This is a genomic window from Acidimicrobiales bacterium, assembly GCA_030747595.1.
GTDB lineage: Bacteria > Actinomycetota > Acidimicrobiia > Acidimicrobiales > MedAcidi-G1 > UBA9410.
Genome location: JASLKK010000010.1, coordinates 52,093 through 64,961 on the forward strand (window position 1 = coordinate 52,093; position 12,869 = coordinate 64,961).

Annotated in this window: 12 protein-coding genes; 4 read left to right on the forward strand and 8 right to left on the reverse strand. The window is 68.0% G+C overall.

Annotated features, from left to right (window positions below; translation table 11 throughout):
• Positions 1–225 precede the first annotated feature (225 nt).
• The 3 genes from QF777_08925 to pgi all read left to right on the forward strand — a co-directional run bounded on the left by QF777_08925 (position 226) and on the right by pgi (position 4,013).
• Entirely contained in the window at positions 226–987 is a 762-nt protein-coding gene (locus QF777_08925) for a cytochrome c (protein ID MDP6911669.1), read from the forward strand.
• A 49-nt stretch (positions 988–1,036) separates the two neighbouring features.
• Complete coding sequence (locus QF777_08930; GenBank protein ID MDP6911670.1) at positions 1,037–2,326, forward strand: geranylgeranyl reductase family protein; 1,290 nt, start codon at positions 1,037–1,039, stop codon at positions 2,324–2,326.
• A 103-nt stretch (positions 2,327–2,429) separates the two neighbouring features.
• Positions 2,430–4,013 carry a glucose-6-phosphate isomerase gene (gene pgi / locus QF777_08935; GenBank protein MDP6911671.1) on the forward strand — a complete coding sequence of 528 codons (1,584 nt, stop codon included), beginning with the start codon at positions 2,430–2,432 and terminating at the stop codon, positions 4,011–4,013.
• Between the two features lie 24 nt (positions 4,014–4,037).
• Here the strand turns inward: pgi and QF777_08940 are convergent, their stop codons facing one another.
• The 6 genes from QF777_08940 to QF777_08965 all read right to left on the reverse strand — a co-directional run bounded on the left by QF777_08940 (position 4,038) and on the right by QF777_08965 (position 10,196).
• Positions 4,038–5,318 (reverse strand): glutamate-1-semialdehyde 2,1-aminomutase, encoded by a 1,281-nt coding sequence (locus QF777_08940; GenBank protein ID MDP6911672.1) that lies wholly within the window; start codon positions 5,316–5,318, stop codon positions 4,038–4,040.
• 11 nt (positions 5,319–5,329) lie between these two features.
• Positions 5,330–6,313, reverse strand: a complete 984-nt coding sequence (hemB, locus tag QF777_08945) for a porphobilinogen synthase (protein MDP6911673.1) — start codon at positions 6,311–6,313, stop codon at positions 5,330–5,332.
• Positions 6,314–6,374: 61 nt separating this feature from the next.
• Entirely contained in the window at positions 6,375–7,145 is a 771-nt protein-coding gene (locus QF777_08950) for a uroporphyrinogen-III synthase (GenBank protein MDP6911674.1), read from the reverse strand.
• The gene (hemC, locus tag QF777_08955; GenBank protein MDP6911675.1) at positions 7,142–8,068 is read right to left on the reverse strand and encodes a hydroxymethylbilane synthase; all 927 of its coding nucleotides are present in this window, start codon (positions 8,066–8,068) and stop codon (positions 7,142–7,144) included. Before hemC ends, QF777_08950 begins: the two co-directional genes overlap by 4 nt.
• 8 nt (positions 8,069–8,076) lie before the next feature.
• On the reverse strand, positions 8,077–9,336 hold the full coding sequence (locus QF777_08960; GenBank protein MDP6911676.1) for a glutamyl-tRNA reductase: 1,260 nt from the start codon (positions 9,334–9,336) through the stop codon (positions 8,077–8,079).
• A gap of 164 nt (positions 9,337–9,500) precedes the next feature.
• Positions 9,501–10,196, reverse strand: coding sequence for a redox-sensing transcriptional repressor Rex (locus tag QF777_08965; protein ID MDP6911677.1), 696 nt, complete (start codon positions 10,194–10,196; stop codon positions 9,501–9,503).
• Between the two features lie 92 nt (positions 10,197–10,288).
• Between QF777_08965 and QF777_08970 the strand changes: the two genes are divergently transcribed.
• On the forward strand, positions 10,289–11,023 hold the full coding sequence (locus QF777_08970; protein MDP6911678.1) for a hypothetical protein: 735 nt from the start codon (positions 10,289–10,291) through the stop codon (positions 11,021–11,023).
• Positions 11,024–11,131: 108 nt separating this feature from the next.
• Here the strand turns inward: QF777_08970 and QF777_08975 are convergent, their stop codons facing one another.
• Positions 11,132–12,049: an SAM-dependent chlorinase/fluorinase gene (locus tag QF777_08975; GenBank protein ID MDP6911679.1), complete on the reverse strand. Its 918-nt coding sequence runs from the start codon at positions 12,047–12,049 to the stop codon at positions 11,132–11,134.
• Positions 12,042–12,860, reverse strand: a complete 819-nt coding sequence (proC, locus tag QF777_08980) for a pyrroline-5-carboxylate reductase (GenBank protein ID MDP6911680.1) — start codon at positions 12,858–12,860, stop codon at positions 12,042–12,044. The genes QF777_08975 and proC overlap by 8 nt, the downstream gene beginning before the upstream one ends.
• Positions 12,861–12,869: the final 9 nt, after the last annotated feature.

The window sequence follows — 12,869 nt, forward strand, 5'->3', positions numbered from 1 at the left end:
AGCAGTCGAAACGTGGCGGTGATCCGGTGGGTGTTTCTATCACGCGACCACCTGAACCAGCCACCTCCGCACGACATATGAAGTGCCCGTGGCCCGGAGCGCCCGCCCCCAACGGCCGCCCGCTAACCTGCCCCTGTTCCAGACCGGCAAGCCGATCCGGGTCGGCTTCACCGCTATCCGGAACACCGAGAACCGCCGTACCGTCAGACTCCTCCGGAGCCCACGTTGACCGATATCCCCGAACATCTTCTGAAGCGGGCCCAGGCCGCCAAAGCCAAGGCCACCGGCTCCGAGGCTCCGGCAGCCGACACCCCGGCTGAGGCCGCTGCGGCCGCACCGGCCACCAAGGCACCCGCTGCCGCACCGGCCGCACCGGCGGTCGAGACGCCACTGGCCCCCGTCGCTCCGTACGTGGCCGCGGCCAACGCCCGCAAGAAGATTCCCTGGTGGGCCACCAGCGGACTACTGCTGCTCCCGATCTGGGCCATCTCGTATGTGGGCACCCTCGAGCGACCCCCTCAGGAGGCCACCGGAGTTCTAGCCGAGGGTTCACATGTCTACGAGGTCCGCTGCGCCAGTTGCCACGGTGCGACCGGCGCCGGCGGAAGCGGTTATGCCCTGGACAACGGCGAGGTGCTGGTGACCTTCCCGACCGCGGCGGCCCACATCGAATGGGTGGCCAAGGGTTCGGACGGCTTCGGACTCGGCAACACGTATGGCGACGCCACCCGTGGACGGATCGTCGAGGGCGGCATGCCCGGCTGGGCCGACGTGCTCACCACCGAGGAACTGATCGGTGTGGTGCTCCACGAGAGGGCCCGCATGTCGGGTTCGGCTGATGACGCGGCGCTGGCCGAGGCCATCGACCACGCCGTCGACAACGGTGATCTGGACCTACACGGCCACCTTGATCCGTCGACGGTGACTAGCGATGAAATCCAGGCCATCTTGGACTCCGTCGCCCACGAGGACGACGGCGGGCACTAGCCCCCCGGACCGGGCCCCGGGCCCAAACCCACCAACCGTCGAGAACGTTGTGACCGACCACTTTCCTGACGCCCCGGTTGACCTGTTGGTCATCGGTGGTGGACCCGCTGGGGCTGCCACCGCCTACTGGGCTGCATCCCACGGTCTCGACGTGGCGGTCGTCGAACGCAAGACGTTTCCCAGGGATAAGACCTGTGGTGACGGTCTCACACCGAGAGCCGTCCACCAACTCGAGGAGATGGGCCTTGGGCCTATCCTCGAGCGGCACCATCGGTTCGACGGCCTCCGGGCCATCGCCCATGGCCGGACCATCGAAATGCCGTGGCCCGACCACACCGTCTACCCGACCTACGGCTATGTCGTTCGACGCTGTGATCTGGACGCCTTTGTGGCCGAGCACGCGGTGACAGCCGGGGCGACCCTCCTCCAGGGCCACGAGGCCGTCCGCCCTATCGACCCACCTGACGGTTCGACGCCGGGCGCCATCGGTGGCGCGATCGTCCTGGATAAGACCACTGACACGGAACGGGCCATCCGGGCCCGCCACGTCGTGGTGGCCGATGGTGCCAACTCGCGCTTCGGCCGGGCACTGGGCACCGTGCGCGATCGGACCTACCCAATGGGAATGGCCATCCGCGGCTACTTCGAGAGCCCGCTTCACGACGACCCGTGGATCGAATCCTCTCTGGACGTCCGTGACCGCGAAGGTAGCGCCATGCCCGGGTACGGCTGGATCTTCCCAGTGGGCAACGGCACCATCAACGTAGGCATCGGCCTACTGTCGACCTTCCGGGATTACAAGCAGGTCAACACCAGCCACCTGTTCGAGGAGTTCGCCTGCACGCTCCCCGAGCACTGGCAGATCGATCCGACGCGACCCATCGCCCCACCCACCGGCGGCCGCCTTCCGATGGCCGGTTCAGTCGGTCCCAAGGCGGGGCCCAACTGGCTAGTGGTCGGGGACGCTGCCGGCTCAGTCAACCCGTTCAACGGTGAGGGCATCGACTACGCCTACGAGACCGGGCGGATGGCCGCTGGCCTGATCGCCGAAGCCGCCGCTCGGGGCGACGATGCCATCTTGGCCCGCTATCCCGACCTACTCGACGAGGAGTATGGCCTGTACTTCAAGGTGTCCCGGCTGTTCGCCAGGGTGATCGGCAACCCGACGCTCATCCGAGAGCTGACCCGGGTTGGGATGCGATCACAGCCGCTCATGGAGTGGGCGTTGCGGATCATGGCCAACCTGATGCGCGACGAGGACCGGGGGGCCGCTGAAGCCGCCTACTCGGCTATCGCCGGCGTCGTCCGTCTGGTCCCCGACCGTCTGGTCGACGCCTGACCCCTCGCTGGATGCCGGTCCCTAAGCGGATTCGAATCCGGGTTGGGACCCGCCTAGCGGCCATGACCGCGGTCCGACGTCAGACCGGGCGAGAATGGTCGACGTGAACGCAGCTCCGAAGGAATCCCCGACCACGTTCCCCTGCTGGCGTGCACTCGCCGACCTCCGAGACGCCGGTCGGCCGACACTCCGGGATCTATTCGCCAGTGACCCGGACCGTGGCGACCGGCTGGGAACGGTGTGCGCTGATCTCTGGATCGACCGGTCGCGCCAACACCTTGACGAAGCCGTCCTCGACGCCCTGGGCCATCTGGCCGACCAACGCGACGTCGTTGGCTTCCTGCGCCGAACGGCCGACGGCGAGGTGGTCAACGGTTCCGAAAAGCGTCCGGCCAGCCATCAAACCCTCCGCCTAGGTCGGGACGCGGCTCCGGCTGACGTCGTGGCCACCCGCGACCGGATGGCCACGTTGGCCACAGCGATCCGGGCCGGTGAGGAGACGGGGGCCACCGGATCCACGATCACCGCCCTGGTCCAACTCGGGATCGGCGGCAGTCACCTGGGGCCAGCACTGGCCGTTGACGCCCTCGCACCGTTCGCCCATCCCGACATCGAGATCCGCTTCTCGTCGAGTGTCGATGCCGACGACCTCGCCGAGGCCCTCGACGGCCTCGATCCGGCATCGACCCTGGTGATCGCCTGCTCGAAGTCGTTCACGACCATTGAGACGTTGACCACATTGGACGGCGCCCTGGCCTGGCTGGCCGGCGGGCTCGGCGACGCGGCCATCAACCATGTGCTCGCGGTGACCGCTGCACCCGAGCGGGCGAAGGCCCTCGGAGTGGACGTCAACCGGATCTATGAAATACCGGTGGCGGTGGGTGGCCGATTCTCACTGGGTTCGGCGGTCGGCCTGCCGGTGATGGTGGCCATCGGCCCCGAAGCCTTCGACGAGATGTTGGACGGCATGCGGGTGGTGGACAATCTGTCGGCCACCGAACCGCCCGATGAAAACGCGGCGATCCAACTGGCCCTCATCGACGTGTGGAACCGGTGTCACCTCGGTAGAAGTTCGCTGGCCGTCGTCCCGTACGCACACCGGCTCCGCCTGTTCGCCCCCTGGCTCCAGCAACTCTCCATGGAGAGCCTCGGCAAGGGCACGTGCGAAAACGAGAGCGATCCGGAGACGCCAACCGGCCCGACGGTGTGGGGTGCAACCGGTACCGATGCCCAGCACGCCTTCTTCCAGCTGCTCCACCAGGGGACCGACGTCATCCCGGTGGACCTCATCGGTGTGATCCAACCGACCGTCGACGATGCCCGGTCCAGCAAGGGTGCTGAGGTTCTGATGACCAACCTGGCGGCCCAGGCCGATGCTCTGGCCTTCGGACGGACGGCTGACGAGGTGCGGGCCGACGGGGTCGACGAGGCGCTGGTGGCCCACCGGACGTTCCCCGGCAACCGACCATCGACAGCCATCCTCCTCTCCGAGCTCACGCCTTCGACGCTCGGCCAGTTGATCGCTCTCTACGAGAACCGCACGGTGGCCATGGCCGCCGTGCTGGGCATCAACCCCTTTGACCAGTGGGGTGTCGAGCTGGGCAAGAAGATGGCGCTCGACCTGGCTAATGGATCAGCCCCCGAATCGGCCCTGCTGCGACGAGCCCGGGCGCTTCGCGACTCCTAACCGGGCGCCGGTCGGAAACTCGCCTCAGACAAGGGAGGCGACGGCAGCGGACGCGGCATCAGCCGCGATCTCGATGGTCTCATCAACCACCGCGTCGTCATGGGAGAGGCTCGGAAACAACGCCTCGTATGCCCCGGGAGCCAGGGCTACGCCCCGCTCCAGCAGGGCGTGGAATACCTTCGAGTACCGGCCGTTGTCGGCCAGCACCTTCGCCTCATCGAAGTCGGTCGGTGGGGCGACCGGGCCGTCACCGAAATACAGGCCGAGGAGGGACCCCACCCGGGGCAGGGTCGAGGCCAGACCAGCCGAGGCGAACGCTCCGGCCAGCCCGTCAGCCAGTCGTGTCGCCGTGGCGGTCAGCCGATCGAAGGCGCCGTCGTCGAGCAGTTCCAGGGTGGTTCGTCCGGCCGCCATGGCCAACGGGTTCCCCGAGAGCGTGCCGCCCTGGTAGACGCCGCCCAGAGGTGCGAGGTGCTCCATGACGCCCCAACGGCCACCGAAGGCGCCGACCGGAAGGCCACCGCCGATGACCTTGCCGAAGCACCACAGGTCCGGGGTCACCCCGAACCGCTCGGCTGCCCCACCGCGAGCCAAGCGGAAGCCGGTGATGACCTCATCGAAGATAAGTAACGCACCGGCTGTATCGCAGGCGGCCCGAAGACCCTCGAGGAATCCGTCTGCCGGAGCGACGAGGCCCATGTTGGCGGCCACCGGTTCCACGATGACCGCGGCGACGGTGTCGTCAAGGGTGGGAACCACGTTGTAGGGGGCCACGATCGTGTCGGCCACTGCACCATCGGTGACGCCGTCACACCCGGACAGGCCCTGGTTGGCCACACCGCTGCCCCCGGCCGCCAATAGCGCATCGGCATGGCCGTGGTAGCAACCGGCGAACTTCACGATGCCCGGTCGACCTGTCGCTCCCCGGGCCAGACGAATGGCCGACATGGTGGCCTCGGTGCCCGATGAGACGAACCGCACGGACTCCAGCCCGGCGATCCGATCGACCACCATCTCGGCTAGTACCACCTCGGCTTCAGTCGGCGCTCCGTAGGAGGTCCCCGCCGATGCCGCCCTGGTGACGGCCTCCAGCACCGCCGGGTGGGCGTGACCGAGGATCCCTGGACCGTAGGACTGCACGTAGTCGATGTACCGACGACCCTCAGCGTCCCAAAGGTACGGCCCCTGGGCCCGATCCACGAAGTACGGGGTGCCGCCAACCGATCCGAAGGCCCGGACTGGCGAGTTGACCCCACCGGGAATCACCCGCCGCGCTCGGTCGAAGAGGTCGAGGTTGGCGCCCATCGGTCCGATCCTCAGCTGCCGAGGAGTTCGGCGGCCCGTCGAGCGAGGTAGGTGAGGACGAAGTCGGCACCGGCCCGACGGATGGACAGGAGGTGCTCCATGCCCACTGCGTCGCCGTCCAGCCAGCCGTTGGCTGCCGCGGCCTCCACCATCGCGTACTCACCGCTGACGTGGTATGCGGCTAGAGGCACGTCGACGACGGCGCGGGCCTCGGCTATCACGTCGAGGTAAGCCAACGCCGGCTTGACCATGACCATGTCGGCGCCCTGTTCGATGTCGCCGAGGATCTCGACCATGGCCTCACGGGCGTTGGGCGGATCCTGCTGATAACCCTTCCGGTCACCGCCGTCGACGATCTCGACGTCGACGGCATCACGGAACGGCCCGTAGAGCGCCGAGGCGTACTTGGCGGCGTAGGCCAGGATCGCCGTCTGCTGATGACCGGCATCGTCAAGCGCGCCGCGAATGGCCGACACCTGGCCATCCATCATTCCTGAGGGGGCAGTGACGGAAGCTCCGGCGTCGGCCTGGGCGACGGCGACCCGGGCGTAGAGCTCGAGAGTGGCGTCGTTGTCGACCGACCCGTGCCCGTCCAGCACGCCACAGTGCCCGTGGTCGGTGTACTCGTCCACGCACAGGTCGGCCATGAGCACCACGTCGTCGCCCACCTCGTCACGGAGGTCCCGCAAGGCCACCTGGACAATGCCGTCCGGGTTCCAGGCCTCGGAACCGACGGCGTCCTTCTTGTCAGGCACCCCAAAGAGGATCACAGCCGGAACGCCGAGGTCACGGAGCGCGGCCACCTCGGAACAGAGGCTGGCCCGTGTGTGCTGGACTACGCCAGGCAACGAGGCCACGGGCTGTGGGTCGTCGATGCCCTCGCGGACGAACAGCGGGGCAACGAGGTCATCAACCGACAGACGGGTCTCGGCCACGAGGCGCCGTAGGGCCGCCGTGCGGCGCAGGCGGCGGGGCCGCGAGACGGGGTACTCCACGTACATGAGCCTACGGAGAGCGGTGGCTTCGCCGGTCAGTCGGCCCGATCAGCCAACCCGGTCAGTAGACGCGGGTTATAGCCCACGCTTCGACAGCGGCCACTAGGCCATCGACCGAGTGCGGGTCGGCCTGGACCACCTCGTGCCCGGCGTGACGAGCCGCTGCGGCGCTAATCGGACCGATGCACACCGCTTCGACCGGCAAGACCGTCCCGGGAAACAGATCGTGGTACCGGCGAACCGTAGATTCGGACGTGAAGGTCACCAGGTCGGCCAGTGCGGCGGCAGCCAGCACTCCGAGGTCGACGTCGGGCGCCACGTTCCGGTAGGCGACCACCACCTCGACCTCCCAGCCGGCGGCTCGCAGACCGTCGGGCAGCACCGCCCGGGCCGTCTCCGCCCGGGCCAACAAAACCCGACCAAGGCCAGTCGGGTCACCGGGCACTGGGAACTCGGCCAACAGACCTTCGGCGACCGCCCTCGTTGGCACGAGGTCCACGGCATAACCGGCAGCGACCAGCGGTGCGGCGGTCTTCGGTCCGACCGCGGCGATCCGCCCCGGGAAGGTGCGCCCGGCGAACCTTTCGGCCACCCGATGAGCACCATTCGGGGAGGTCACCACGATCCAGTCGTACCGGCCAGCTACCGCTCGATCCACGGCCTCGGTCAAGGCCGCTCCCCCGGCGGTCGGCTCGGCGATGACGATCACTGGCAACTCGACCACCTCGGCACCTCGTTCCCGCAAAGCCTCGGCCAGTGAGCCGGCCTGATCGGTGGCCCGGGTAACCACCACGTTGCAGCCGGCCAGTGGGCCGGGCCGGTCGGTGGTCACCGGCCGAGCAGGGCGGATCCGCCCTGCTCGTCGAGGAGGAAACGAGCGATGGCCCGCCCCATCCCCGGTCCGTCGGATCCGGTTCGCTCATCAATGAGCAGGACGGTGCCATCCGTGGACGACACCGACCCGGTCAGGCGGAGATCACCATCAGGCCCGCCTCCCAGCACGGACCCGTCCATCAAGACGGCGTGAGCGGCCACCGGCAGGTCACATCCGGCACCTAGTTCGGCGAGAAACGCCCGCTCGGCCGCCACCGTCCGGTGGGCTGTCGGATCGTCCACAGCGGCGAGCAGTTCGAGGAACGAACCGTCATCGCTTCGGCACTCCACGGCCAGTGCCCCCTGACCTACCTGGGGAAGCAGTACCGACTGGTCCAATGGATCGACCACCGCCGGGGTCAGGCCCAGTCGATCGAGCGCGGCAACCGCCACCACGATCGCTGCGAAACCGTCAGGACCGTCCAGTTTCGCCAACCGGGTACCAATGTTTCCCCTCAAGCTGGCGAACTCCAGGTCAGGACGCCAATGGGCCAACTGGGCTCGGCGACGGATCGATCCGGTGGCCACCACGGCCCCCGCCGCCAGGTCGTCAAACCGGCAACCGACGAGGGCGTCGCGTGGATCAGCCCGTTCAGGTACGGCGGCCAACACGAGGGCGTCGGGAGTCAGGGCCGGCAGGTCCTTCGCCGAGTGGACGGCCACGTCGGCCCGGCCTTCAAGCACCGCGGCCTGAACCTCCTTGACGAACACGCCCTGGCCGCCCATCTCCTCCAGCGGAGTGGTCCGATCCAGATCCCCGGTGGTCTCGACGACCACGATCTCGACGGTAGTGCCCGGTCGAGCCGCCACGATCAGGGCAGACAGGCGATCGGCCTGCCAGCGCGCCAGTGCGCTGCCCCGGGTCGCCGCACGGACGTGCATACCGGCCGCTACAGGTCGAAGAGGTCGCGCAGGGCCTCGGCTAGGCGCTCGCCCCGAGCGGTGCCCGCGGCGTCCTTCATCCGAATGGTCGGCTCATGCAGGAGCTTGCCGACTATGCCGGCAGCCAGTGCCTCGACGGCCTCGCGTTGGCGTTCGTCCAGGTCGCCCAGACGAGCGGCCAGACGCTCCAACTCACCCTTCTGGACGTCCTCGCCGCGACCACGCAGGCTGGTCACCAGCGGGGCGACCGAGCGGGCAGTCGACTCGTCGACGTAACGATCCAGTTCGGCATCCACGATGGCCTGAACCGCTGTGACCTCCCTCTGGCGTTCCCGGATTCCCGCATCGGCGAAGGCCCGCAAGTCGTCCATGTCCAACAGGGTCAGTCCGTCGATCTCCCCGGCGGCCGGATCGACGTCACGGGGCACCGCGATATCGACGACCAGCAGCTCACGACCCTCGCGTTCACCAACCACCGAAGCCAGATCACCATGTTCGAGGATCACCGACGACGCACCGGTGGACGTCAACAGCACGTCGACCTCGGGCAGAAGGCGGGGCAGGTCATCGAGACGGACCGCGGTCCCACCGAGACGCTTGGCGACGTCGACAGCCCGTTCCCAAGTGCGGTTCGCCACCAGGATGGAGGCGACGCCGCCACCGTGCAGGGCACGGGCCAGGCCCTCGCCCATCTCACCAGCGCCGACCACCATGACCTGGCGGCCCTCCAAAGTGCCTAGGCGATCGGTGGCCATGGCAACCGCGGCCTGTGAGACCGAGGTGATGTTCCTAGAGATAGCCGTCTCGGTTCGCACCCGCTTGCCAACTTCGAGTGCATGACGGAACAGCGGGTTGAGCACCGGGCCGACGGCGCCCTCGGCGGCCGCCGTCTCCCACGATGTACGGACCTGCCCGAGGATCTCGTGCTCTCCCAGGACCGCTGAATCAAGACCGGACGCCACCGAGAAGAGGTGACGGGCCGCGTCACCGTCGAACAGCCCGACGAGGTGGTCGGAGAATTCCTCGGGGGCCACGTGTGAGGTCTCGGCGAAGAAGTTACGGATGTCCTGATACGCGCCGTGGAATTTCTCCGCAAAGGCGTACACCTCGATGCGGTTACAGGTCGAGAGCACCACGGCTTCAGTGACGTTCTCACGCGACGTGAGATCCGCCAACGCCTTGGGTAGACGGGAAGCGGGCACCGTCATCCGCTCGAGCAGGTCGAGAGGAACGGTCCGGTGGTTCAAGCCGACGGCGACAACCGACAAGGCTCGCTACTCCTGATTCTCCGGAACCACCGGAAGCCCGGGGTGCCAGTTTCGAGGTGAATGGATTGACTGGACTGAGACGACATCCGGCGCCGTCAGGGACACCAGCATTCCCGATGGAGGGGTTGCCTTCCAACCCCCGGGCCGCACCACTCCAATACCGATCACCCGACAGCCCCGGCGTTGGCTCCGCTGGCCATCCGACGATGCTGGTGGTAGCCGAGGATCTGCAGTTCGGTAGCCAGGTCGACCTGCCGGAGGTCGACGTCTTCGGGCACGTGGACGACTGCTGGAGCGAAGTTGAGGATCGAGGGGACACCGGCGGCCACTAGATGGTCGGCCGCTTCCTGGGCGGAAGTTGACGGTGTGGCGATGATGCCCACCGTGCATCCTGATTCGGCGACGACGTCCGCCAGTTCCTCGACCGGGCGCACCACACGACCGCCGATGTGCCTGCCCACCACGGCTGGGTCGGCATCGACGAGGCCGGCCACCGGGAACCCACCAGCCACAAACCCGTCGTACTGGCTCAGAGCCCGACCCAGGTTGCCGATCCCGACGATGACCACCGGACTGGGCTCGCCGCCCCCCAGTGCCAGGCTGATCTCACCGATGAGGTGATCGACCTGGTAGCCGACGCCCCGGGTGCCGTGGGCGTGAAGGTAGGAGAGGTCCTTCCGTACGTTGGCGGCGTTGACTCCAGCCAGATCAGCCAACTCGACTGAGGACACGGTGGCCATGCCGGAATCAGCCAACTCGACCAGGCCGCGCAAGTAGACGGGTAGACGGGCAACCGTGGCCTCGGGAATGACCTCGCGCCGATCTGACCCGCCGTTCATCGACCCGTCGTTTCTGGACACGGGCCAAAACTACGCGCTTGTGCACCGATTCACATGACACCGGCATCTTGCGGGAACCGGGCCGGGACGACGGACCAATACCGTTGACCACTGTGAACATGCAGTCTCCGGTCGCCGCGGCGTCCATGCTCGTCTCGTTGGCCTTCGCCGTCACGGTCCTCGAGCGCTGGATCGACCGACGCCGGCCTCAAGACCTTGCCTGGGCAACCTCCCTCGGACTGTTCGCCGCTGGCGCCGCCGCCCTCTGGTGGGGCGCGTCGATCGGCTGGTCGGAAGGTTCGTTCCGTGCGTTCTACGCCTTCGGAGCCGTCCTGAACGTACCGATCCTGGCCCTGGGGACCGTGTACCTGCTGGCGTCCCGGCGAACCGCCAACCGGATCGCCCTGGCGACCGTGCTGGCCTGTGCGTTCGCCGCCGGGATCGTGATGGCCGCACCCCTCGCCGACTCACCCCACGGTGTCGCGGAAGTGTTCGCAACTGACGAACTCCCGCAGGGATCGGAGGTGTTCGGTGCCGGGCCCCGGGTAGCCGCCGCCCTGGCCTCATCGGTGGGAGCGTTGGTCGTGATCGTCGGGTCCCTCTGGTCAATGATGCGTCTTGGCCGGATCGGGGGGCCGGCGGCCCGGCGGGGAGCGACCGGCAACGGCCTGATCGTGGCCGGGGCCCTCGTGCTTAGCTGGGGTGGCCTGCTCAACTCGGTCCTCGATGAGATGACCGGCTTTGCTGTGTCACTGCTCGTGGGCATCTCGCTGATCTTCGCCGGGGCACTCACCGCCACAGAATCAAGGTCCCCCGCCGGCTCAAGGCCTGTGACCCCGCCCACCTGATCGGCACGCCGGTCCCGGGTCAGTCGACCAGCAGGACGAACTGGACGACGGCGGCCCCGAGGATGACCAACAAAAGCAGTGCGGTGACGATCGTGGTTCCCAGACGCATCAGGACTCACCTCGCGGTGTGGATTCGGGTCGCACACCGAGACTGACCGCGGTGGTCACACCGCTGGCCGGCCCATCCGCCACCTCGACCACCACCGGGTCGGACGGTCCTAGCCCGAGGTCGGCAGCGGCCGACATGCGGCACATCACCAGCGACACCAAGCCGGTCGAGTCGACCAGCAGTCCGAGACCCCCCGGAGCCACCTCATCAAATGCGCTGACCCGCCGGGCGGGCAGCACCCGGTCAGCGATCCGGACCCGAAATCGGTCGACTGACGGGTCGCCAGCCAATTCGTCGAGATCCTCGGGGCCGGCGTTGAGCTGGACATTGCCGAACCGGTCGATCCACCAAACCTCGGCGTGCAGGCCATCGGTCTCGACCGCGGCGGCCGAGACCACGGCGGGGAGTAGGCCGTTGGGATCAATCGATTCACCCAACTCGTCGAGATCGACCCCGCAGGCCAGATGGGCGGCCACTGGTGCGAACACGTCTCGACCATCGAACGTCGTGCCCTGGGACGGAAGGTGCCAGGCGGGATCGGTCAGCGAGACCGCCCGGTCGGCTCCACCCACCATGGCGACCGCTGGAGCCAGTAGTCCGTTGTCGGGCCCGACGAGGACCGACTGTCCACCACCCACCTCGACGGCTATGCCTCGGCGGGTCGTACCCACACCGGGATCGACCACGGCCAGGACCACGCCGGGGCACAAGTACTGCGCACTGCGAGCCAGAGCTAGGCCACCGGCCCGCACGTCGTGGGGGGCGATTCCGTGGGTGACGTCCACGATCCGCACGTGGGGAGCCACCGAGGCCACCACCGAATGGACTACGCCGACGAACTCGTCGTCGGTGCCGTAGTCCGAGAGGAAGGAAACGGTGTCGAGTCGCTGGCCCATGGTCCCCGCCCGGTCAGGCACCCAGTTCTCGCGACCGGGCGGCCGCCGCGGCGACTACATCGGCCACTAGGTCCCGGAATCCGGCCGCCTCGAAGACGGCCAGGCCGGCAGCCGTGGTGCCCCCCTTGGAGGTGACGTTCTCCCGCAGGATGGCCGGCGGATCGTCAGAGGCCTTGAGCAGTGTGGCCGCCCCCAGCAGGGTCTGTTCGGTGAGGGTGACGGCCACGTCGGCGGGCAGGCCCTCGGCGATGCCGGCGGCCATGAGAGCCTCGGCCAGCAGGAAAACGTAGGCCGGACCCGAGCCCGACAGCCCGGTGACAGCGTCGATCAGGACCTCCTCGACCATCACCACCTCACCGACCGCGCCGAGGATTCCGGCCGCCCAGTCCAGGTCCGCGGGGGTCGCCGCGTTACCCCCGGCCACCGCGGCCGCGCCCTGGCCGACGAGGGACGGGGTATTGGGCATGACCCGTATGACGGGCACCCCACTGCCCAACGCCGCCTCCATGGCAGCCGTGGTGACACCGGCCGCAATGGACAGCACGCGGGGCACGCCCAATGCGGCTAGGCCAGCGCACACATCGGCTACCACATGAGGCTTGACGGCCACCAGGGTGTCGACCCCGGCAACGGCCGAATCACCGACCGAGACGCCGGGCAGAACATCGGCCAGTACAACCCGGCGGTCACCGTCGGGCTCGACGACGTGGAGTTGGTCAGCTGCCGCCCAACCGTCGGCCATCAGGCCACCCAGCAGGGCCTCGCCCATTTTCCCTCCGCCGATCACCTGAAGTCTCATGATTCGGGGTTCACCAGCCAGTCCGTCAGCCACGGAGCGAAC

Coding starts and splice junctions, on each gene's coding strand:
- QF777_08940 (MDP6911672.1), bottom strand. CDS start 5,318: ATGGGCGCCAACCTCGACCTCTTCGACCGAGCGCGGCGGGTGATTCCC.
- hemC (MDP6911675.1), bottom strand. CDS start 8,068: ATGCACGTCCGTGCGGCGACCCGGGGCAGCGCACTGGCGCGCTGGCAG.